General features: G+C 62.7%; 17 protein-coding genes. 9 read left to right on the forward strand and 8 right to left on the reverse strand.

The features are described from left to right. Nucleotides 1-63: 63 nt before the first annotated feature. Nucleotides 64-945 carry a translation elongation factor Ts gene (gene tsf / locus C5N93_RS26220; RefSeq protein ID WP_150723102.1) on the reverse strand — a complete coding sequence of 294 codons (882 nt, stop codon included), beginning with the start codon at nt 943-945 and terminating at the stop codon, nt 64-66. Nucleotides 946-1099: 154 nt separating this feature from the next. Further along, complete coding sequence (gene rpsB / locus C5N93_RS26225) at nt 1100-1849, reverse strand: 30S ribosomal protein S2 (protein ID WP_039398738.1); 750 nt, start codon at nt 1847-1849, stop codon at nt 1100-1102. A 493-nt stretch (nt 1850-2342) separates the two neighbouring features. Here rpsB and map point away from each other — a divergent pair, with 493 nt between their 5' ends. Continuing rightward, nucleotides 2343-3206, forward strand: coding sequence for a type I methionyl aminopeptidase (gene map / locus C5N93_RS26230; protein ID WP_150723101.1), 864 nt, complete (start codon nt 2343-2345; stop codon nt 3204-3206). A gap of 90 nt (nt 3207-3296) precedes the next feature. Then, on the forward strand, nt 3297-5861 hold the full coding sequence (locus C5N93_RS26235) for a [protein-PII] uridylyltransferase (protein ID WP_242561573.1): 2565 nt from the start codon (nt 3297-3299) through the stop codon (nt 5859-5861). A gap of 113 nt (nt 5862-5974) precedes the next feature. Here the strand turns inward: C5N93_RS26235 and C5N93_RS26240 are convergent, their stop codons facing one another. Further along, a complete protein-coding gene (locus C5N93_RS26240) occupies nt 5975-6976 on the reverse strand; it encodes a hypothetical protein (protein ID WP_242561574.1) in 1002 nt (333 codons plus the stop codon). Between the two features lie 24 nt (nt 6977-7000). Here C5N93_RS26240 and C5N93_RS26245 point away from each other — a divergent pair, with 24 nt between their 5' ends. Then, on the forward strand, nt 7001-7744 hold the full coding sequence (locus C5N93_RS26245; RefSeq protein ID WP_277990483.1) for a pseudouridine synthase: 744 nt from the start codon (nt 7001-7003) through the stop codon (nt 7742-7744). A gap of 109 nt (nt 7745-7853) precedes the next feature. On the opposite strand, the gene def is transcribed toward C5N93_RS26245, so the two are convergent. The 5 genes from def to C5N93_RS26270 form a co-directional block, all read right to left on the reverse strand. After that, nucleotides 7854-8387 carry a peptide deformylase gene (def, locus tag C5N93_RS26250; protein ID WP_069344971.1) on the reverse strand — a complete coding sequence of 178 codons (534 nt, stop codon included), beginning with the start codon at nt 8385-8387 and terminating at the stop codon, nt 7854-7856. 16 nt (nt 8388-8403) lie between these two features. Beyond that, on the reverse strand, nt 8404-10539 hold the full coding sequence (ligA, locus tag C5N93_RS26255) for an NAD-dependent DNA ligase LigA (protein ID WP_242561576.1): 2136 nt from the start codon (nt 10537-10539) through the stop codon (nt 8404-8406). A gap of 184 nt (nt 10540-10723) precedes the next feature. Next, complete coding sequence (locus tag C5N93_RS26260) at nt 10724-12220, reverse strand: cell division protein ZipA C-terminal FtsZ-binding domain-containing protein (protein ID WP_242561577.1); 1497 nt, start codon at nt 12218-12220, stop codon at nt 10724-10726. 39 nt (nt 12221-12259) lie between these two features. Continuing rightward, nucleotides 12260-15775, reverse strand: a complete 3516-nt coding sequence (gene smc, locus C5N93_RS26265; RefSeq protein ID WP_242561578.1) for a chromosome segregation protein SMC — start codon at nt 15773-15775, stop codon at nt 12260-12262. A gap of 155 nt (nt 15776-15930) precedes the next feature. Beyond that, entirely contained in the window at nt 15931-16929 is a 999-nt protein-coding gene (locus tag C5N93_RS26270; protein ID WP_242561579.1) for a DMT family transporter, read from the reverse strand. Nucleotides 16930-17293: 364 nt separating this feature from the next. Between C5N93_RS26270 and dapC the strand changes: the two genes are divergently transcribed. The 6 genes from dapC (at nt 17294) to cls (ending at nt 23440) form a co-directional block, all read left to right on the forward strand. After that, the gene (gene dapC / locus C5N93_RS26275; RefSeq protein ID WP_242561580.1) at nt 17294-18496 is read left to right on the forward strand and encodes a succinyldiaminopimelate transaminase; all 1203 of its coding nucleotides are present in this window, start codon (nt 17294-17296) and stop codon (nt 18494-18496) included. A 24-nt stretch (nt 18497-18520) separates the two neighbouring features. Then, nucleotides 18521-19348 carry a 2,3,4,5-tetrahydropyridine-2,6-dicarboxylate N-succinyltransferase gene (gene dapD / locus C5N93_RS26280; RefSeq protein ID WP_069344966.1) on the forward strand — a complete coding sequence of 276 codons (828 nt, stop codon included), beginning with the start codon at nt 18521-18523 and terminating at the stop codon, nt 19346-19348. A 106-nt stretch (nt 19349-19454) separates the two neighbouring features. Then, complete coding sequence (locus tag C5N93_RS26285) at nt 19455-19802, forward strand: ArsC family reductase (RefSeq protein WP_069344965.1); 348 nt, start codon at nt 19455-19457, stop codon at nt 19800-19802. Between the two features lie 4 nt (nt 19803-19806). Next, nucleotides 19807-20958, forward strand: a complete 1152-nt coding sequence (gene dapE, locus C5N93_RS26290) for a succinyl-diaminopimelate desuccinylase (RefSeq protein ID WP_069344964.1) — start codon at nt 19807-19809, stop codon at nt 20956-20958. Nucleotides 20959-20982: 24 nt separating this feature from the next. Then, on the forward strand, nt 20983-21879 hold the full coding sequence (gene prmB, locus C5N93_RS26295; RefSeq protein WP_242561581.1) for a 50S ribosomal protein L3 N(5)-glutamine methyltransferase: 897 nt from the start codon (nt 20983-20985) through the stop codon (nt 21877-21879). A gap of 133 nt (nt 21880-22012) precedes the next feature. After that, nucleotides 22013-23440 (forward strand): cardiolipin synthase, encoded by a 1428-nt coding sequence (gene cls / locus C5N93_RS26300; RefSeq protein WP_242561582.1) that lies wholly within the window; start codon nt 22013-22015, stop codon nt 23438-23440. Nucleotides 23441-23577: the final 137 nt, after the last annotated feature.

The raw sequence follows: 23577 nt of genomic DNA on the forward strand, positions 1-23577 counted from the left end.
GGTATTCTGGATGAAACAACGGGGACGGCACCGCCGCCCCCGGATACTACGGTACTGCGCGAATTACGACTGCTTTGCAGCGGCCACTTGCGCAGCCACTTCGGCAGCGAAGTCGTCCTGCTTCTTCTCGATGCCTTCGCCGACCACGAACATGGTGAAACCCTTGACCGTGGTGTTGTTGGCCTTGAGCATCTGCTCGACGGTTGCCTTGTCGTCCTTCACGTACGTCTGGTTGAACAGCGAGACTTCCTTCAGGAACTTCTGCACGCTGCCTTCCACCATCTTGGCGACAATTTCGGCCGGCTTGCCCGATTCGGCGGCCTTTTCGGCGGCAACCTTGCGTTCCTTCTCGATCAGTTCCGACGAAACCTGATCACCCGACACAGCGACCGGCTTCATGGCGGCGATGTGCATGGCAACGTTCTTGCCGACTTCAGCATCCGCACCTTCGTACTCGACGACCACGCCAATGCGCGTGCCGTGAAGGTAAGCGGCCAGCTTGCCCGACGTTTCATAGCGCTGGAAGCGACGGATCGTCATGTTTTCACCGATCTTGCCGATCAGGTCGGCACGGATCTGGTCAACGGTCTTGCCATCGAGCGGCAGTGCCGACAGGGCAGCGACGTCAGCCGGGTTGTTCTCTGCGACCAGCTTGGCCAGGTCGTTGGCGAACTTCAGGAAGTCGTCGTTCTTCGAGACGAAGTCGGTTTCGCAGTTGATTTCAACCACGGCACCCTTGCCGCCATCGATGTAAGCCGAGATCACGCCTTCTGCGGTGATACGGCTCGCGGCCTTGCTGGCCTTGCTACCCAGCTTGACACGCAGGATTTCTTCAGCACGGACCATGTCGCCGTTGGCTTCGGTCAGCGCCTTCTTGCATTCCATCATCGGCGCATCGGTCTTGGCGCGCAGTTCGCCCACCATTGCTGCAGTAATTGCCGGCATATCGTTACTCCTGTATATCGAATCAGTCGGGAAAGGGCATCGCTCGGACGGCCTCACCGCCCGCCCCTGGCGACCCGCACACCCGACGCGGGGAAATCGGACTAAAAAAAAGGGGCGCCACAAGCAGCCCCTTTTGTTACGCAGCGGTGGCCGCTTACGCCTCTTCGTTCACTTCGACGAACTCGTCGCCTTCGCCGCGAACGGCTTCAACGACTTCCTTGACGGCGTTTGCACGGCCTTCGAGGATCGCGTCAGCGACGCCTTGGACGTACAGCTCGACAGCCTTGCTCGAGTCGTCGTTACCCGGGATCACGTAATCCACACCTTCCGGCGAGTGGTTCGTATCGACCACAGCGATCACCGGAATGCCCAGCTTGTTGGCTTCGGTGATGGCGATCTTGTGATAGCCGACGTCGACGACGAAGATGGCGTCGGGCATACCGCCCATTTCCTTCACGCCACCGATCGACTTTTGCAGCTTGGCCATTTCGCGATCGAACAGCAGCGCTTCCTTCTTGCTCATGCGCTCTTGCTCGCCGGCTTCCAGCGCCTGCTCCATGTCCTTGAGCTTCTTGATCGACGACTTCAGGGTCTTGAAGTTCGTCAGCATGCCACCCAGCCAACGGTTGTTGACGTACGGCATACCGGCACGTGCCGCGGCTTCGGCCACGATGTCACGCGCTTGACGCTTCGTACCCACGAACAGGATCGTGCCGCGGTTTGCTGCCAGTTGACGCACGTACTTCAGTGCGTCCTGGTACATCGGCAACGTCTTTTCGAGGTTGATGATGTGAATCTTGTTGCGATGGCCGAAGATATAGGGGGCCATCTTGGGGTTCCAGAAACGGGTTTGGTGACCAAAGTGGACGCCCGCTTCCAGCATCTGACGCATCGTGACAGACATGTGATTCTCCGTGAGGGTTAGGTCTTAGACCGGCTGCCGTACCCGTTTCGTCAGACTGCCATACAGCTTTGCATGACCCGCCTGCGAAGATCGGGCACCCTGGGTGCGCCGGCCCGCGATTTCAAAAGTTCCAAGTCGATGAAGCAAACATCGCCAGGCTTTTTCACCGGATCGAACGCCTTTTAGCACCAAATTGGGGCCAACTGCGTCAAAATCCCGATGAAACTCGCCAAAAACCGAGGGGAAACCCTCGACCTTATTGACAACTCGTCCTCGACTTAGCCCGAGATTATAGCATCGCAGCGCGCCTGTACTCAAGCGGCATGTGAACTTGCGATGACAAGCCGGAAATGCCCGGTTTGCGCGGCTTGCCAGCCAATCGGGCGGCCTTTCCGACGACGCCTTCGGAATCGGCGAAACCGCCCCTCGGAACGCTCCGAAATCCGCGCCAGGCAAGGCTAAAAGCCGGCCAAAACCTGCCATTGATGCGATAATGCGTCACTGTTTACGCAATTTGCCCGATTCCGCAATGGCTATCACCCTCAAGAATGCCCACGACATTGAAATGATGCGCGTCGCCTGCCGCCTGGCCAGCGAAGTGCTCGATTTCATCACGCCGCACGTGCGCGCCGGCGTCACCACCGGGGAGCTCGACCGCCTCTGCCACGAATTCATGGTCAAGGAACAAGGCACGGTTCCCGCACCGCTGAACTACCAGCCGCCCGGCTACCCCCCTTACCCGAAAGCCACATGCATTTCGGTCAATGACGTGATCTGCCATGGCATTCCCGGCGAGAAAGCCCTCAAGAACGGCGACGCCCTGAACATTGACATCACGGTGATCAAGGACGGCTATTTCGGGGATACGAGCCGAATGTTCATCGTCGGGGACGGCACGATTCTCGCGAAACGTCTGGCGCAAGTGACCTACGAGTGCATGTGGCTCGGCATCAATCAGGTCCGCCCGGGCGCACGCCTTGGCGACATCGGACAGGCGATTCAGACGCACGCCGAAGCACAGGGTTACAGCGTAGTGCGCGAGTATTGCGGCCACGGTATCGGTCAGGTCTTCCACGAAGATCCGCAGATTCTGCATTACGGACGTCAAGGTACTGGCCTCGAATTGCAGGCTGGCATGATTTTTACCATCGAGCCGATGATCAATGCGGGTAAGCGAGAAATTCGGACGATGCCTGATCAATGGACGGTCAAGACACGCGATCGCAGCCTGTCGGCACAGTGGGAACACACAATCCTCGTGACCGAAACCGGCCATGAGGTGCTGACGCACTCGGCACTCACGCCGCCGCCGCCGCCGGGGTCCTCGTATGTAGCGTCGTTCGCAGCATCCGTCTGAGCAATCATCGTCCGGCCGCCGGCAATGTCGGCGGTCGCCCGGCCCCGACACTTTTCGGCCTCAGTCGTTATCCACCCTCTGGAAGCCGCCATGCACGCACGTGCACACGCCCCTTCACCGTTACGTCAGGCCCTCAAGGACCGCAAGACGGAACTCATCGAGCGCTTCGCCACGCACGGCAAGATCGACGTGCTTCTGCACGGCTTGTCCCACGCCGTCGATCAGTCGATGCGCGATGCCTGGGTCGAATTCCAGATGCCAGAGGACTTTGCGCTTGTGGCCGTCGGTGGCTACGGGCGTGGCGAGTTGTATCCGTATTCGGATGTCGACATTCTGCTGTTGCATCGCAGCGCTGAAGCCGACGCGCTGACCTCGCACGTCGAGCCTTTCATTGGCTTCCTCTGGGACATTGGCGTTGAGATCGGCTCCTCCGTGCGAACCGTCGACGAGTGCATTTCCGAGGCGCACGCCGATATCACGGTGCAAACGAGCCTGCTCGAAGCGCGACTTCTCACCGGAAATCAGGCGCTTTTCGACGAGTTCCAGCAACGCTTCTCGGCAGATCTCGACCCGCTCGCGTTCTTCCGAAGCAAGCAACTGGAGATCCGCCAGCGTCACGCCAAGTATCAGGACACGCCTTACAGCCTCGAACCGAACTGCAAGGAAAGCCCGGGCGGATTGCGCGACCTGCAAGTCATACTGTGGATGACGAAGGCCGCTGGCCTCGGCAACAGCTGGGCAGAGCTATCCGCACGCGATCTGTTGACGGACCGCGAACTGAAGGAACTGCGGCGCAACGAGCAATTCCTGAAAGGTTTGCGTGCCCGCCTGCATTTGCTCGCGCGACGACGCCAGGATGTTCTCGTCTTCGACCTTCAGACGGCGCTCGCGCAAAGCCTCGGCTTCGACGCTACGACGACGAAGCGGGCCAGCGAGCAGCTCATGCGTCGGTACTATTGGGCAGCGAAAGCCGTCACGCAGCTCAACACCGTGCTGTTGCTGAACGTGGAAGCGCGCCTGTTTCCGCAGACCAGCGGCGTTACCCGCGTTATCAACGAGCGCTTCGTCGAGAAGCAGGGCATGATCGAAATCGTGGACGACGAGCTGTACGAGCGTCATCCGAATGCGATTCTCGAAACGTTCCTGCTCTACGAGCAGGTCGTCGGCGTGAAAGGGTTGTCTGCCAGAACGCTACGCGCGCTGTACAACGCTCGCGAATTGATGAACGCACAATGGCGGGCCGATCCGGAGAACCGTCGCACATTCCTGGCCATCCTCCAGCAACCGCAGGGCATCACCCACGCTTTGCGATTGATGAATCAGACGAGTGTGCTGGGCCGCTACCTGATCAATTTCCGCCGTGTCGTGGGGCAGATGCAGCACGATCTGTATCACGTGTACACGGTCGATCAGCACATCCTGATGGTCGTGCGAAACATTCGTCGTTTCGCTGTCGCGGAACACACGCACGAGTATCCGTTCTGCAGCCAGTTGATCGCGAACTTCGACCGTCCGTGGGTACTGACGATTGCCGCCCTCTTCCATGACATTGCCAAGGGGCGCGGCGGTGATCACTCGACACTCGGCATGGTCGACGCGCGAACGTTCTGCACGCGTCACGGCATCTCCAGGGAAGACACGGAATTGATCGTCTGGCTCGTCGGTGAACATCTGACGATGAGCACCGTCGCGCAGAAGCAGGACACTACCGATCCCGAAGTCATCCGCCGCTTCGCAGAAAAGGTGGAAAACGAGCGGCGCCTCACAGCGCTCTATCTCCTGACGGTGGCCGACATTCGCGGCACCAGCCCGAAGGTGTGGAATGCCTGGAAAGGCAAGCTACTCGAAGACCTCTATCGGCTGACGTTACAGGTGCTGGGCGGCGCCAATCCAGATCCGCATTCGCAACTGAAAACGCGCAAGGAAGAGGCGCTCGGATTACTGCGCCTGTACACGGTGCCCGAGCGCGCACAGGAAGCGTTGTGGAATACGCTGGACGTTGCGTATTTCCTGCGTAACGACCCGGCTGACGTGGCCTGGCAAACGCGTCATCTGTGGCGGCATGTCGATAGTGAATCGCCGATCGTGAAAGCACGTCCGTCACCGATTGGCGAAGGACTGCAAGTGCTGGTCTACGTGCGCGATCAAGTCGATCTGTTCGCGCGTATTTGCGGCTACTTTGAGCGCAAGGGCCTGTCGATTCTCGACGCCAAGGTACATACGACCAGTCAGGGTTTCGCACTGGATAGCTTCCTGCTGACCGACCCTGGCCTCGACACCAGTTATCGCGACATCATCAATCTGGTGGAAAGTGAACTGGTATCGCTACTGACGCGCCCCGAACCGCTGGCCGAACCGAGCAAGGGGCGCTTGCCTCGACGCTCGCGCAGCTTCCCGGTCACACCGCGCGTCGACCTGCGGCCCGATGAGCGCGGCCAGTACTACCTGCTGTCGGTGTCGGCCAACGACCGCACCGGCTTGCTATACGCGGTCGCTCGCGTGCTTGCGCGTCATGGCGTTAGCGTGCGAACCGCCCGCATCAATACCCTCGGCGAGCGTGTCGAAGACACGTTCCTCCTCGATGGCAGCCGCTTGCAGGACAGCCGCCTGCAAATTGCCGTCGAGACCGAATTACTCGAAGCATTGGAACCATGAGCGATACCCCCCGCGCCAAACTGAGCGCGAAACACCCCCGAACCCTCGACAAGACTCGCGCGCCTGTGCGTTCGTCCGGCGCGCTGCGTCGCCCGACCAAGTCGGTGCCTGCGTCAATGCTCGACGCCAATGGTGCGCCCAGGAAGCCTGCCGGGAAGCCGGCACGTCCTCGTCCGGCGGACGATGCTTCGGCGCAGACGGGTGCACGCCGTCCGGCAGGAAACAGCACCGCACCTCGCAAACCGGCGGGTGGCGCGGCGCCGTATGAGAAGCGTGCGACGGGCGAACGCCCGCCGGCACGTGGTCAGCGCGAGCGCGTTGCTGGCGCTCGCCCGCCCAAGCGCGACTTTGACGACCGCTCGCCGCGCCGTTTCGACGAGGACCGTCCGCGCCGCAATAACGAAGGTGGCGCTCGCGGTGATTTCGCTCGTCCGCCCAAGCGGGACTTCGATGACCGTGCGCCGCGTCGCTTCGACGAGGACCGTCCGCGCCGCAATAACGAAGGTGGTGCACGTGGCGATTTCGCTCGTCCGGTCAAACGTGATTTCGACGACCGTGCGCCGCGTCGCTTTGACGAGGACCGTCCGCGCCGCAATAACGAAGGTGGTGCTCGCGGCGATTTCGCTCGTCCGCCCAAGCGGGACTTCGATGACCGCGCACCGCGTCGCTTCGACGAGGACCGTCCGCGCCGCAATACCGAAGGTGGCGCTCGCGGCGATTTCGCTCGTCCGGTCAAGCGTGATTTCGACGACCGTGCGCCGCGTCGTTTCGACGAGGACCGTCCGCGCCGCAACACCGAAGGTGGTGCACGTGGCGATTTCGCTCGTCCGCCCAAGCGAGACTTCGACAACCGAGCACCACGTCGCTTCGATGAGGACCGCCCGCGCCGCAATACCGAAGGTGGTGCTCGCGGCGATTTCGCTCGCCCGCCCAAGCGTGATTTCGACGACCGTGCGCCGCGTCGCTTTGACGAAGACCGCCCGCGCCGTAGCGGTGAAGGTGCCCCCCGGGGACGTTTCGCCCGTGACGATCGCGAGAATCCGGCGCAGCGCACTACGCGCCCGGCCCGTGCACCACGCGTCGAGCGCGATGACGAAGACGACATCAAGGTCCATCACGACGCGGTAGGCTCGCTGCGCCTGTCGAAGCGCATGTCCGAACTCGGCCTCTGCTCGCGACGCGAAGCAGATGAGTGGATCGAAAAAGGCTGGGTGCGTGTCGACGGCAAAGTGGTGAAGGAACTCGGCACCAAGATCCTGCCCACGCAGGAAATCACGGTCGTCCATGCGGCACAAAAGGAGCAGGCCAACCGTGTCACTATCCTGCTGCACAAGCCCGTGGGCTATGTGTCCGGGCAAGCGGAAGACGGCTACGATCCCGCAGTGGTGCTCGTGACGAGCGAACACCACTGGGCCGAAGACGACGCCGGTGTACGCTTCTCTCCCTCCCATCTGCGCAGCCTCGCGCCTGCCGGCCGCCTCGACATCGACTCGACCGGGCTTCTCGTCCTCACACAGGACGGCCGTATCGCCAAGCAGTTGATCGGTGAGGACTCGGATATCGAGAAGGAGTACCTCGTGCGCGTCTCGTACAACGAACACACGCAGAATGTGGAAGCCCATTTCCCCGCCGAACGCCTTGCGCTGCTGCGCCACGGACTCGAACTCGACGATCAGCCGCTCAAGCCGGCGCGAGTCGACTGGCAGAATCCGGAGCAGTTGCGCTTCGTCCTGAAGGAAGGCAAGAAGCGTCAGATCCGCCGGATGTGCGAACTGGTCGGTTTGCACGTGACCGGACTCAAACGCGTACGCATGGGACGCATTACGCTCGGCAACCTGCCCGTCGGTGAATGGCGCTATCTGCGCACCGGCGAAGGGTTCTGATCGGCCCTCGACTCATCGAACGCAGTCATGAAAAAACCCGCCTCGAAGGCGGGCTTTTTCATTCAACTCAGCAGCGATCGTCGATCCACTGCCCCCGGGCAAGTGTGCCTCAGTCGTCACTATTCGGATCGAGTCCCGGAAACAGGATTTCGGTGAAACCGAATTTACTGAAGTCGGTAATGCGCATCGGATAGAGCTTGCCGATCAGGTGATCGCACTCGTGCTGCACCACGCGGGCATGGAAGCCTTCGGCCACGCGATCGATGGCGCGTCCTTGCTGATCGAACCCTTCGTAACGCAGCATCGAGTAGCGATTGACCATGCCGCGCAGTCCCGGTACCGACAGACACCCCTCCCACCCCTCCTCCATATCCTGCGTGAGCGGCGTAATGGTCGGATTGATGAGTACAGTCTCCGGCACCTCGGGCGCGTCCGGATAACGCTCGTTGTGCTCGAAGCCGAAGATCACCACCTGCAGATCGACGCCGATCTGCGGCGCGGCGAGTCCTGCGCCGTTCGCATGTTTCATGGTTTCGAACATATCGGCGACGAGCTCGTCCAGCTCGGGCGTGCCGAATTGTTCGACAGGTTTGGCGATACGCAGCAAACGCGGATCGCCCATCTTCAGAATGTCGCGAATCATCGGTTGGATCCTCACATCAAAGCGCAGCCAACATCGCGCGCATAGCGTCTTCGTCGAGCACCGGCACACCCAGCGCCTCAGCCTTCGCCAACTTGCTGCCCGCTTCCGCGCCCGCCACCAGGTAGTCGGTCTTTGCAGAAACGGAGCCTGCAACCTTTGCGCCCTGTGCCTCGAGCATTGCCTTCGCCTCGTCTCGCGAGAGCGTCGGCAGCGTACCCGTCAGCACAAAAGTCTTGCCTGCCAATGGCAGCGGCGCCACGGCAGCCGGCTCCGACTCCGGCCAGGTCACGCCCGCTGCGCGCAGTTGCTCGATCACTTCAACATTATGATCTTCGCAGAAAAAATTGTTGATCGACTCGGCCACAATGGGTCCGACGTCGGGCACCGCCAGCAGTTCCGTCAAATCGGAGTCACGCTTGCACGCAGCGATGAGATTATCGAGCTTGCCGAAATGACGCGCGAGATCCTTGGCCGTCGCCTCGCCCACGTGGCGAATGCCCAGCGCGAAGATGAATCGCGCCAACGTCGTGTGACGCGCCTTCTCCAATGCCGCCACGAGATTGGACGCCGACTTGTCGGCCATCCGATCCAGCGCCGCCAGCTTCGCCACGCCCAGTTTGAACAAATCTGCGGGCGTCCGAATGATCTGCTGGTCGACGAGTTGCTCCACGAGCTTGTCGCCGAGCCCCTCGACATCAAGCGCACGACGCTGCGCAAAATGCAGCAACGCCTGCTTGCGCTGCGCGGCACAAATGAGGCCGCCCGTGCACCGGGCAATCACTTCGTCCGGCAGCTTCTCGATGGCCGATCCACACACCGGGCACTCCGTCGGCATGACGAAGGCGCGGGCGTCCGCCGGGCGGCGATCCAGTACAGACCCGACCACCTCGGGAATCACATCTCCCGCACGACGCACGATCACGGTGTCGCCGATCATTACGTCCTTGCGACGAATCTCATCCTCGTTATGCAGCGTGGCGTTCGTCACCGTCGCGCCCCCCACGAACACGGGCGCCAGCCGGGCGACCGGCGTGATCGCACCCGTACGTCCCACCTGCACTTCGATATCCAGCAGTGTCGTCAGCGCTTCCTGCGCCGGGAATTTGTGGGCCAGTGCAAAGCGAGGCGCACGTGAGACGAAACCGAGGCGATCCTGCTCGTCGCGACGATTGACCTTGTAGACCACACCGTCGATGTCGTACGGCAACGACGCTCTCGCCTCGCCCACGGCGCGATAGAACTTCAGTAGTCCGTCCGCACCCTTCACAACCTCGCGACGATCATTCACCGGAATGCCCAGCGTGACGTACCAGTCGAGCAACGCCGAATGGGTTTCCGGCATGGATACGCCAACCAGTTCGCCGACGCCATAAGCGAAGAACGACAGCGGGCGCTTGGCCGTGATCTTCGAATCAAGCTGACGCAAACTCCCGGCCGCTGCATTGCGCGGGTTGACGAACACCTTCTCGCCCGCCGCCTCCTGTGCCTGATTGAGTTTGTCGAAGTCGGCCCGGAACATCAGTACCTCGCCGCGCACTTCCAGCACGTCGGGCGGTTGTTCGGTATCGAGCTTCAATGGAATCGTCTTGACCGTGCGAATGTTCGCCGTGACGTCCTCCCCGGTCGTACCGTCGCCACGCGTCGCGGCCTGCACCAGCACGCCCTGCTCGTACCGCAAGGCAATGGCCAGCCCGTCGAACTTCAACTCGGCGGCGTATTCGACCGAAGAGCCGAACAAATCATCGGACGGTGCATTCGCCACGCCAGCGGCATTCGCAGGCGTCGCGTCGCGTAACCCGTCGGACACACGACGATCGAACGCCTCGACATCCTCGTCGGCAAAGCCGTTATTCAGCGACAGCATGGGCACGCGATGCACGACCGGCGCAAATCCGTCGACAGGTTTGCCACCCACGCGTTGGGTCGGCGAATCGGCGCGCTGCAATGCTGGGAAATCGTTCTCCAGCGCGACCAGTTCGCCAAACAAACGATCGTATTCGGCGTCGGGAATCAGCGGTGCGTCGTCCTCGTAATACGCGCGGTTGTGACGTGCCAACTCGATGCGCAACTCGGCAGCGCGTTGGGCAGCTGCCGTGGCATCGGCAGTCGTAGGGGCGTTCGCGCCCTGACCCGGAACGGAAGTTTGGGACATGCGTGCAAGACTCGGGGTACGAGAAGTCAGAACATTATGCCTTCGACGCACGCACCTGCGCGCCGTCGATAGGTGGAATCAATCGGAACAAAAACGCCGCTCACCCGACGGTGAACGGCGTGCATCGAACGCGACTCGAAAACGAATGGCTTAGGTATCGTCGGTTGTCGCGTCGGCCCTGAATTTACTGGCTGAACAGGCGGCGCGTCACAGGCGAACCCGCCGGAAGCCCACGTGCTTCAAGGCGCTCGTACAGCTTGAGCAACTGCTTGTCGACGTTTTGCAGTGCAGCATCCGAAAGCGGACGACGTTGATCGTCCACAACGCGGCCGCCAATGCGTTGCCCGATCGAGCGTGCGTAATCGCACATCAGACGGAACGGCAGGAGGTCTTCGTCGGCAACCGGTACGTCGAGCAGCATCGTGATCAGATCACCGCCCTTGTACGTGAGGTCGTCGCGCAGGAAGTTCGTGTCGCCGAATTGCAGCATGAACACCGGATTCTGCCGGGCGTCGAGCTTGACGAAGCGCATGCCGTCGCGCGAGAGCAGCAAACCGTCCTGCGTCGCGACCGCCTGCACGTAGTTCGCCGACCACGGCGCACCGTCCGACAGCACGTTGACCGACAACTGAGCATCGCACTGCGCGGCGAACGCATCGAGTTCACGGCCTCGGGCCACCGTCTCCATCATGTCGGGCAGTTCCGGCAAGGCGTCGACGGCGTCTGCCAGCGTTTGCACGAGATTCGAGAATTCAGAGAATTCCACCTCGTTCAGTGCACCCGCGCGGTTGGCCAGTTGTACCGCCATACGCAGTTGGTGATAGCGCCCACCCGTGCGAATCGGCTCCCAGGACGACGCCTCGTCCAGACGGCCTTCCACGTTGACCGGCTTGCTGCCCGCACGGCGCATGCGCACCGTCAGCGGCATCAGACGCTCCGCAGCCACCATATTTGCCAACGGCAACTCGACGATGCAATCGATACGCTCGTCGATGATGGGAGGCGGGCCGCTCGGCGTCGCCGGACGCACGGCCGCAGCCCCCTGCGTCGACGGCACCGCATCGGCAGCGGCGAGCGGCGCGATCGTGACGGCAGCGGGGACACCGTCCGACGCCCCGGCCGCCGCCGCGGCAGCACCGGCCGTCGCCGCGTCGACCGTATCGTCAGCCGCCAGTTCTGCATCGACGCGAGCCACGGCGCTGACCGCATCGGCCTCCTGCGCATCGCGCGCTACGGCGTCATCTTCCTGCCGGGCGTCCGATTCGGCATCAGCCACTTCTGCCGTCGCTACCGACTCCCCGGCACCACCCGCCTCGGCCGCAGCGCGAGCGGCGGCCTCCTGCGCAGCACGCTTGCGGGCCGCCGGCGGTGCATCCCAGGCATCTTCGTTGATGGCAAAAGCGTCTTGCACCGAAGTCGTCGCCGTTGCCGGCCCAAGCGTCGGTTCACGGCGCTCGCCCGATTGCGCGGGTACGCGCGGCGGCGAAAGCGTCGGTTCGATGAACGGGCGGTCGTCGTCGGCATCCGGCGCACCGGCGGTCGCATCGATGCCAGCACCGTCGACCGGCATCCGACGCGGTATGCGTGCCCGTGCCTTGCTGCCTTGCCAGGCGTTATAGGCCACGACCCCCAGCAGTACCACTACCCCTGCGGCAATCAAGCTCAGCTGCAGTTCATTCATGCGCGGCGTTCCTCTCTCTTCTCCATCGTGGGCGCGGGGTCAGGCGATCTCGGCCAGATTGATCGCAGACTCCATGTCCACAGCCACAATCCGCGACACCCCTTGCTCCTGCATGGTGACGCCGATGAGCTGATTGGCCATTTCCATCGCGATTTTGTTATGCGAAATAAATACGAATTGGGTACGGTCCGACATGCGCGCCACCATCTTGGCGTAGCGCTCGGTGTTGGCGTCGTCGAGCGGCGCGTCGACCTCGTCGAGCAAACAGAACGGCGCCGGATTGAGCTGGAACATCCCGAACACCAGCGCAATGGCCGTGAGCGCCTTCTCTCCACCAGACAACAAATGAATCGTGGAGTTCTTCTTGCCCGGGGGCTGTGCCATGACTTGCACGCCCGCGTCGAGAATTTCGTCGCCGGTCATGATGAGCTTCGCCTGTCCGCCGCCGAACAGCATCGGGAACAGCTCGCCGAAATGCTTGTTCACTTCGTCGAACGTGCCTTGCAGCAACACACGCGTTTCTTCGTCGATCTTGCGGATGGCGCCTTCGAGCGTTTCGATGGCATCGTTCAGGTCGGCCGACTGCGCATCGAGGAAGACCTTGCGCTCGCGCGCCGTCTCCAACTCTTCCAGCGCGGCCATGTTGACCGGGCCGAGTGCGTTGATCGCGTTGTTGATGCGAGTCACTTCACCTTGCAGATACGACGGCTTCATATCCGTCGTCAGCTTGGCCGACAGCGCCTCTTCATCGACTTCGGCGGTCGTCAACTGCTCGACGAACTGTTCGCGATTCAGACGCGCCGCCTGCTCCTTCAACTGCAACTCCGTGATGCGATCGCGCAGCGGCTGCAACCCGCGCTCGGCCGCCAGACGTTCTTCGTCGCTCTGGCGCAGCTTCTGCGTCAGGGCATCGAGTTCGATACGTGCGGCGCCGAGAATCTCTTCCTTCTCGGCACGCAGTTCAAGGGCGTCCTGCAAACCGTTTTCCGCAGTCTGCTCGGTGATCTGCGCGAGCTCGGCCTGCGCCTGTTCGATCGAGACGACCAGACGCTCGGCTTGTTCGAGCGCCGTCTGGATACTGCGACGGTGTTCGTCGATCTTGCTCGATATGCCCTTCTGACCGTAAGACGCTTCCTGCGCCAGACGCTCGAGCTCTCGGGCACGGTTACGCGCATCGGACAGTTGACTGTCGAGCGATTCGAACTCGAGTTGGCCGTCTTCGAACGTGGCCTGCAATTCCGCCAGACGCGAATCGCTTTGCTCGAAGTTCGCCTCCGATTCGGCGCGCATGGCCAACTGCTCTTCGATCTGCGCAGCAATTTCACGCAGCTCTTCGTCGATCTGGGTGCTGCGGGCGTTATAGCGCTCGTAAGCTTGCGTGAGCTTGAGCACGTCCATCTGCAGCGCGTGGACACGTTGCGTGGCACGCTCGGCGCGGGCACGAACTTCCGTCAGCGCCTGCGCCGCCTGGCTGTACGCAGCCTCAGCGCGCACCGCCGCCGACTTGGCTTCGTCGGAGAGCAAGGCTTGTGCGCGCAGTTGCTTGCCGAGATTCTCAATTTCCTGCTGACGGGCGAGCAAACCGGCTTGTTCGGAGTCCGCGGCATACAACTGCACGCCGACACGCGTCACCTGATGGCCCGCCTTGACGACAATCGACGCGCCCTCGGGCAGTTGCGCCCGCACGGTCATGGCTTGCGCCAGATCATCGGCGACGAACACATGGCCGAGCCATTCCTGCAAGACCGCGCGCAGGCCCGGATCGTCGATACGCAACAACGCCAACAACGGGCGCAGCGACGCCGGCGCTTCTTGGGGATGCGCAGCAGGCGGCGGCGAATAGAACGCCAGCTTGGCCGGCGGCGCATCGCTCGCGAAGGCCTTCACCCAGTCGAGGTTGCTGATTTCCAGCGCAGCCAGACGCTCGCGCAGCACCGATTCGAGCGCGTTTTCCCAGCCCGGCTCGATATGCAGCTTCTTCCACAGACGCGGCAGTTGTGCCAGCTCGTGCTTGTCGAGCCACGGCTGCACCTTGCCTTCCGTCTGCACACTTTCCTGGAGTTGCTTGAGCGCCGTCAGACGCGCCTCAAGCTGCGCAATCGTCGCCGCCTCGGACTGGACCCGTGCCTGCGCTTCGGCACGCTCGGCTTCGAGGCGCGGCAGACGCTCCTGTGCGTCGGCCAGTTCGGCCTGCGCATCTTCGAGCATCGCCTGATGTTCGGCCAGATCGCCGCGCTGCATCTCCAGCTCGGCCTCATCGGGCTTGTCGAGCCCGCGGGCTTCGCCCTGCAAACGCTCCTGACGCTGTTGCAACTGCTGCAATGCCTGATCGGCATTACGTTGATGCGCGGCTTCGAGTTTCAGACTCTGCTCAACCTGCGCGATCTCGCTACGTTGTTCGTTGAGGAGGTTCTGCGCGTCGCGCCAACCGGATTCCAGCGCAGGCAGCGCCTCATTCTGCTCGGCGGCCTGATCCTGTGCGGTCGCAGCACGCTCTTCCGCAATGATGAGTTCTTCTTCGGCGAGTGCCAGTTCCTCTTCGGACTGGGCCGAACGGGCCTGCCACTGCTCGCGCTGCGACGTCAGCGCCGCCAGTTGGGCCTGCACGCGATTACGCGACTCGACGACATAACGAATTTCGGCTTCGAGACGGCTGACTTCCGAGTTCGCCTCGTACATGGCGCCTTGTGCGGCCTGCACGGCATCGGTGGCCGTGTAGTGCGCCGCGCGCAGTGTCTCAAGGTCCGACTCCGAGCCGCGCAAGCGCGCCATCTGCGCTTCGAGATCGACCTGCGCCGATTCGATGGCGCGTTGCTGACGCTCCTGCTCGTTCTGCGCTTCGTTCTTCCGAAGCAGCCAAAGCAGTTGCTGCTTCTCCTCCCCATCGCGCTGCAAGTCCTTGAATCGATTGGCGACGACCGCCTGCGATTCGAGCTTTTCGAGGTTCGTGCCGAGTTCGCGAAGAATGTCCTCCACGCGCGTGAGGTTTTCTCGCGTGTCCTGCAACCGGTTCTCGGTCTCGCGACGACGTTCCTTATATTTGGAAACGCCCGCGGCTTCCTCAAGGAATACACGCAGTTCTTCCGGCTTGGCCTCGATGATCCGGGAAATCATCCCCTGCCCGATGATGGCGTAGGCACGCGGCCCGAGACCGGTCCCCAGGAAGATGTCCTGAATGTCACGGCGGCGGGCCGGCAGGTTATTGATGTAGTAGCTGGAGGTGCCATCGCGCGTGAGCACGCGCTTGACGGCGATTTCGGCGTACTGGCTCCACTGCCCGGCGGCGCGCCCGGCGCTGTTGTCGAACACCAGTTCGACGCTGGCGCGGCTCGCCTGCTTGCGGGCAGTCGACCCGTTGAAGATCACGTCCTGCATCGATTCGCCGCGCAGCTCCGAGGCGCGCGACTCGCCGAGCACCCAGCGCACGGCGTCGATGATGTTGGATTTGCCGCACCCGTTCGGGCCGACGATCCCGACCAGTTGGCCAGGCACCGCGAAGTTCGTCGGGTCGACGAAGGATTTGAAGCCAGCGAGTTTGATGGAAGTCAGACGCACGGCAGGTTCGCTTTATCGGTCATTGAATGATGGGAAAGACGCAGACGCGCTAGCTGGTCCTGTCGGGCCTGCGCACGCTGGCGTGGGCAGGCCGCATTACTGCAAATTTCTTGCTGCTTTCCGCCTTGCTTACGGCGATACAGCGACGGTACGCATCATACCATCGCATCCCCCGCCGTCGCGGATTTACAACGCCGCGAATCGGGCAAAATTCCGGAGAGCACGCCGGCTGCCACGATGCACAACCCGCCCGCGATTTCCCGCGCCCCCAGCCCCTCGCTGGCCAGCCACCACGACGAGATCGCCGCCACGACGATTTCGAAAAGCATGATGAGCGCGGCCTGATTGGCCGGCACCCTCGCCAGCCCGAACTGAACGATGACGTTGGTCAGCGCGATAGTGCACCCCAGCGCCAGCGCAACCGCTGCGGTCGCAGCGCTCGAGGTCAGCGCCGAGACGGCGGCCTGCCCGCTCTGCACGCCGCCGTCGAACGGCAGCACCAGCAGACCGCCGACCACGCAGCCAAGATATAGCGTCCAGCTGCGCATTTCGCCGCGCACATCCGGCAGCGACTGGCTGACGCGCCGCAGCAACACGTTGTTCATCGCGAACGCCGCACCAGCAATCGCCCCCGCCCACTCGCCAGGGTTGTTCGGCACAGGCCAGCCAAGTTCAGGCGACCAGAGCATCAGCCCGGCGCCACCCAGCGCGAGCGCGATCAGCCCCACGCCGCGCAGCCCCACGCGCTCACCCAGCAGCCAGTGAGCAAACAACGCCGTCCACACGGGGGTTAGATAGAACAGCAGCAACACCCGCATGACATGCCCGTGGGTCGTGCCCCAGACGAACGCGACATTGGTCGTGCCGCCGGCGAACGCCACGCCGACGAGCAGCCAGGACCATCGCAGCGTGCCGAGCGAGCGGCGATAGACCACCGTGAGCAGCAGGATGGCCACGGAGGCGGTGCATATCTGCGCGGGTACGGCCGCTACGCCCCATTGGGCAAGCATCCGATAGGGAAACCAGGCCAGCCCCCATACGGACGATCCGATGAGAATGGCCAGAGCGGGCGCGGCTCGTGCGCCCAAAGAGGTGCTGGCGGCGCCGGACCCAGCCGACGCCGGTCCACGCGCGCCGTTACCGGCTACGGTCATGCTGTTGACTCCTGAAAAACCTGAGATACTCCGCAGACTTGCCCTATTGGCGCCTCGGAATGTGCTGAATTACGCGGTGATCGCGCTTTGTGGGCGCCGTGACGGTATAATTTTCGCTTTACCGATCTTGCCATTCTTGAACGCGTCCGGGAACCCCTTTCGCGTGATGAAACGGATAAGCGCAGGTCGATATCCGGCTTGCCGTGCGCCGGATCTGCCGCCTGAAAGGTACGGTGTCGCATTGCGCACCGACGCGCCCCAGATCTCGCCCAGTCGCCCTGTGCGGCCCCGGGTGGCCCCGAATTTGCTCGTCGACGCCATGAATGGCGTTGCGACCCCTAGCCCTGAGTCTGTTTGAATCCAAGTGAACCCATTACTCGACAAGCTCCAGCCCTACCCCTTTGAACGCCTGAAGTCGCTCGTCGCGGACGTCACGCCCGCGAGCGCGTACAAGGCCATCAGCTTCGGCATCGGGGAGCCCAAGCACCCCACGCCGCAGTTCATCAAGGAAGCCCTGATCGAAGGGCTGGGCGGTCTCTCGAACTATCCCGCCACGGCAGGCGGCGAGCCGCTGCGCTCGGCCATCGCCCACTGGCTCGAACGCCGGTACGCGTTGCCCAATGTCAATCCGGCGACGGAAGTGCTGCCCGTCACCGGCTCCCGCGAAGCCCTGTTCTCGTTTGCCCAGGCCGTCGTCGACGGTGGCAAGCCGGGCGCCCGGGTACTGTGCCCGAACCCGTTCTATCAAATCTACGAAGGCGCGACGCTGCTCGCCGGCGCTACGCCTTATTACGCGGACAGCGACCCCGCACGCAACTTCGCACCGGACTACGACGCGGTGCCCGCCGACGTCTGGCGCGACGTCCAGCTCGTCTACCTGTGCTCGCCGGGCAATCCGACTGGCGCCGTACTGGGGCTGGCAGACTGGAAGCGCCTGTTCGAACTGTCCGACCAGTATGGCTTCGTGATCGCTTCGGACGAGTGCTATTCCGAGATCTACTTTGACGAAGAGCGTCCGCCGCTGGGTGGTCTCGCTGCGGCGCACCAACTGGGCCGTGGTTTCGAGCGTCTGGTCGTGTTCTCCAGCCTGTCCAAGCGCTCGAACGTGCCGGGCATGCGCTCGGGGTTCGTTGCTGGCGACGCCGCCATCCTCAAGAAATTCCTGCTCTACCGTACCTACCATGGCTGCGCGATGAGCCCGGCCGTGCAGGCCGCGAGCATTGCCGCGTGGAACGACGAAGCCCACGTGCGTCTGAACCGCAGCAAGTATCTGAAGAAATTCCAGACGGTCACGCCGATGCTCGCCGAGGTGCTCGACGTACGCCTGCCGGACGCCGGGTTCTACCTGTGGGCGAAGGTCGATGCGAAGACCGGCCTGTCCGATACGGAATTCACGCGCCAGTTGCTGGCGCAATACAATGTAGCCGTACTGCCCGGATCCTATCTGGGACGCGCGGCGCACGGCGCCAACCCGGCCGAAAACTATGTGCGCATCGCCCTCGTGGCCGATGTGGACGAATGCACCGAAGGCGCACAGCGCATCGTGCAATTCTGCCAATCCCTTTAATCCTCACTGCAAACGATTCTCGCCATGTCGCAACAACTGCAAACCATCATCGACCAAGCCTGGGAAAACCGCGCCGAGATCTCGGCCAAGTCCGCCCCCGCCGAAGTCCGCGAAGCTGTCTCGCACGTCATCGCCGAACTGGACGCCGGCGCACTGCGCGTCGCCCAGAAGCAAGACGGCCAGTGGATCGTGAACCAGTGGATCAAGAAGGCCGTGCTGCTGTCGTTCCGCCTCGAAGATAACGCCGTGATGCCCGCCGGCGGCTTCAGCCAGTTCTACGACAAGGTGCCGAGCAAGTTTGCCGACTACACCGCCGAAGACTTCGCACGCGGCGGCTTCCGCGTGGTGCCCCCGGCCGTGGCCCGTCGCGGCTCGTTCATCGGCAAGAACGTCGTGCTGATGCCGTCGTACACCAATATCGGCGCTTACGTCGATGAAGGCACCATGGTCGACACGTGGGCTACCGTCGGTTCGTGCGCCCAGATCGGCAAGAACGTTCACCTGTCGGGTGGCGTGGGCATCGGCGGCGTGCTCGAACCGCTGCAAGCCAACCCGGTCATCATCGAAGACAACTGCTTCATCGGCGCCCGCTCGGAAGTCGTGGAAGGCGTGATCGTCGAAGAAAACTCGGTGATCTCGATGGGCGTGTACCTCGGCCAGTCGACCAAGATCTACGACCGTGAAACGGGCGAAGTGCATTACGGCCGCGTGCCGGCCGGTTCGGTCGTCGTGCCGGGCAACCTGCCGTCGAAGGATGGCAAGTACAGCCTGTATTGCGCCGTGATCGTGAAGAAGGTCGACGCGCAAACGCGCGCCAAGACGGCCATCAACGATCTGCTGCGCGGCGAATAAGCCAGCGCGGTATTGCGAGGCGGGTGTCGTAGCGCCGACCACGGCGCGATGCGACGTGTCTGCCTCGCGCCTTGTTTCTGCAATTGCGACATCAGGAGTTCAGGCAATGACAGCGGTGCTGTACGGCATTCCCAACTGCGATACCGTGAAGAAGGCGCGCACGTGGCTCGACGAGCATGACGTGGCGTACGACTTTCACGACTTCAAGAAGGCGGGCGTGAACGACGCACTGCTGGGTACCTGGCTCGCTCAGGTGCCGCTCGCCACGTTGCTCAACCGCAAGGGCACCACGTGGCGCAAGCTCACGCCGGAGCAACAGGCTGCGGCGGCCGATGAATCGGTCGCCCGTACCCTGATGATCGAAAACCCGTCGCTCATCAAGCGCCCTGTGCTGGTGGCCGACGGCAAGGTTTCCGTGGGCTTCACGCCCGACAGCTACGCTTCACGATTCTGATTTCATGACTTCCTCCCAAGGCGCCACGCTGGCGCTTACCGAGCAACTGATCGCCCGTCACTCGGTGACGCCCGAAGATCGCGACTGTCAGGCCATTCTGGCGCGCCGCCTCACGGCGATCGGCTTCGCTTGCGAGACCATCGCCTCGAACGGCGTGACCAACCTGTGGGCCGTCAAGCGCGGCACGCGCGGCACCGACGGCAAGCTGCTCGTCTTCGCAGGCCACACCGACGTCGTACCGACGGGCCCGGTCGAGCAATGGCATTCCGACCCGTTCGCACCGACGCATCGCGACGGCATGCTTTACGGACGTGGTGCTGCCGACATGAAAACGTCGCTCGCCGCCTTCGTCGTCGCCTCGGAGGAATTCGTCGCCCAGCATCCGGACCACGCCGGCGCCATCGGCTTTTTGCTGACGAGCGACGAGGAAGGCCCCGCCACCGACGGCACCGTGAAGGTCGTCGAAGCGTTGCAGGCCCGCGGTGAGCGTCTGGACTATTGCGTCGTCGGCGAACCGACGTCCAGTCAACGCCTGGGCGACATGGTCAAGAATGGCCGTCGTGGCTCGATGTCCGGCAAGCTCATTGTCAAGGGCGTGCAAGGTCATATTGCCTACCCGCATCTCGCCAAGAACCCGACGCACGTGTTCGCCCCGGCGCTCGCCGAGCTGACGCAGACCGTGTGGGACAACGGCAACGAATACTTCCCGCCGACGACCTGGCAGATTTCGAACATCCACGCAGGCACCGGCGCGACCAACGTCATTCCGGGCGAATTGATGGTGATGTTCAACTTCCGCTTCTCGACGGCCAGCACGTCTGACGGGCTCCAGCAACGCGTGCATGAACTGCTCGACCGTCACGGTCTGACCTACACCATCGACTGGTCGATCAGCGGTCAACCATTCCTCACGCCGCGCGGCGATCTGTCGGACGCGCTGTCGAGCGCCATTCGCGAGGAAACGGGGCTTGAGACCGAACTGTCGACGACCGGCGGCACGTCGGATGGCCGCTTCATTGCGCGCATCTGCCCGCAGGTGATCGAATTCGGCCCGTGCAACGCCAGCATCCACAAGATCGACGAACACATTGCCGTGGCTGACATCGAGCCGCTCAAGAACGTCTATCGTGGCGTGCTGAAACGCCTGGTCGCGTAAGGTGTTCGAGGCGAATCCATCATCATGACGACCCAGACCCCTCACCCTTTCCAGACGCTGCGCGACCTGCTGCGCTACGCAGTGTCGCGCTTTACCGAAGCCGAGCTTGCGTTCGGTCACGGCTCGGCGTCTGCCTACGACGAAGCCGCCTACCTGCTGCTGCACACGCTCCATCTGCCCATCGATACGCTCGATCCGTTTCTCGACGCACGTTTGTTGCCCGAGGAAATCACGCGCGCGCTGTCGGTGATCAATCGCCGCGCCGGCGAGCGTGTACCGGCGTCGTACATTACGAACGAAGCATGGATGCACGGCCATCGGTTCTACGTCGATGAGCGCGTCATCGTGCCGCGCTCGTTCGTCGGCGAACTGCTCGAAGATGCGTTGCAGCCGTGGGTCAACCATGCCGAAAACGTTGCAGATGTCCTCGAACTCTGCACCGGCTCGGGCTGCCTTGCCATTCTCGCGGCGGAGACATTCCCGGCGGCTCAGATCGATGCCGTCGACATTTCGCCGGATGCGCTGGACGTCGCCAGGATCAACGTGGCGGACTACGGCCTCGAAGATCGCGTCGCGCTTCACCTGGGCGATTTGTACGCCCCGCTGCACGAAGGCAAGCGCTACGAAGTCATCATCACCAATCCGCCGTACGTGAACGAAGGTTCGATGCAGATGCTGCCGGCTGAGTATCTTCACGAACCGCGCCTGGCGCTGGCGGGTGGCGACGACGGCATGGATGTCGTGCGTCGCATCATTGCAGGCGCTCGCGAACATCTGACGGACGATGGCGTGCTCGTCGTGGAAATCGGCAACGAGCGCGAGTTCGTCGAAGCGGCATTCCCTGACCTGCCGATCACGTGGCTGGCAACCAGCGCCGGCGACGACATGGTCTTTCTGGTACAAGCCGCGGATCTTCCCTGAATCCACGGCAACACCGGCGGACATCGATGTCCCGGCATGTCCGCCGATTCCCCCTCGCCTAAGTTCACGCACCCCGGTTACACTCGGGTTCCCGGGTCCACGCGACTCACGGCATGGAGGAAGGTAGTCCGTCATGGTGCTCAACTGGCTCGACGTCGGCTTTGCCGTCGCCTGTCTGCATGCCCTTGGGATCGCCGCTGCGATCCATGCGGTCCTGACGGTTCGTACCTCACAAGGCGCCGTGGCATGGGCCGTATCGCTCGTGACGATGCCTTATCTCACGCTCATCCCTTATCTGTTCCTCGGCCGCTCGAAATTCGTCGGTTATGTGGAGGCGCGTCGCGCACGCAATGAAGCGTTGCAATCGCGCATGGGGGAAACGCAATGGAGCGGCGAGCCGCCCGTCGCGATGGAAGCCCATCCGGAGTTCGCTTCGCTGACCGCGATGACCGGCATGTCCTTCGTCGCGGGCAACCGTGTTCGGCTGCTGGTCAACGGCCGCGCCACGTTCGACGCGATCTTCGCCGCCATCGACCGGGCACGCGACTACATCATCGTGCAGTTCTTCATCGTCAAGGACGATGCCCTCGGTCGCGCACTTTCCGCACACTTGCTGGCCCGTGCCGCGACCGGCGTGAAGGTCTATTTCCTTTACGACAGCATCGGCAGTCATGATCTGCCGCGCAGCTACTGCGAAAAGCTGCGTCAGGGCGGCGTGCAGGTGCATGAATTCGCTGCCAGGAAGCGCGGCATCTTCGTCAACCGCTTCCAGCTGAACTTCCGCAATCACCGCAAGATCGTGGTGATCGACGGCAATGAGGCATTCATCGGCGGGCACAACGTCGGTGTCGAGTACCTCGGGGAAAAGCCACCGCTCGCGCCGTGGCGCGACACGCATATTTCGGTGCGCGGGCCCGCAGTCGTCGGTATCCAGCGAGCCTTTGCCGAAGACTGGCATTGGTGCACGGGTACGGTACCGGAACTGAACCGGCAACCTGTCGCGTCCGGCGAGGACATGCACTGCCAGGTCGTACCGAGCGGCCCGGCCGACCGTCTGGAGACATCGTCGCTGTTCTTCGTCACCGCGATCAACGCCGCGCAACAGCGCGTGTGGCTCACCACCCCCTACTTCGTGCCGGACGAAGCGGTATTCTCGGCGCTGCGTCTGGCGGTGCTGCGCGGTGTCGACGTCCGCATACTGATCCCCGACAGGCCCGATCACTACGTGGTGTTCGAAGCGACGACCTCGTACGCTTACGAAGCCGCCCGCAGCGGCATCAATGTCTATCGCTACCACCACGGCTTCATTCATCAGAAGGTCGTGCTGATCGACGACAGCGCAGCCGCAGTGGGTAGCGCGAACCTCGATAACCGGTCGTTCCGCCTGAACTTCGAGCTCATGCTGCTGACCGTCGACCGGGCGTTTGCGGACGACGTCGCCTATATGCTGACCAACGACTTCGAACACGCCACGCTCCTGAACAAGGACGACTTTCGGAAGATTCCGAAATGGCGTCAGATCGTGATGCGCGTGTCACGACTGTTCGCCCCGATTTTGTAGCGCGCGCTGCGTCCCGCGCGCGTGACCTGCGCGAGGCAAACGGCTTTCGGTTTGCCTCGTCAAATGTTTCACCACACTGACAAACGGCTTTCACAAGGGCTCCGTCGCCATTAGCAAGCTGCGCCTGCGGCACACGC

The organism is Pandoraea sp. LA3, assembly GCF_022696215.1.
Lineage (GTDB): Bacteria > Pseudomonadota > Gammaproteobacteria > Burkholderiales > Burkholderiaceae > Pandoraea > Pandoraea capi.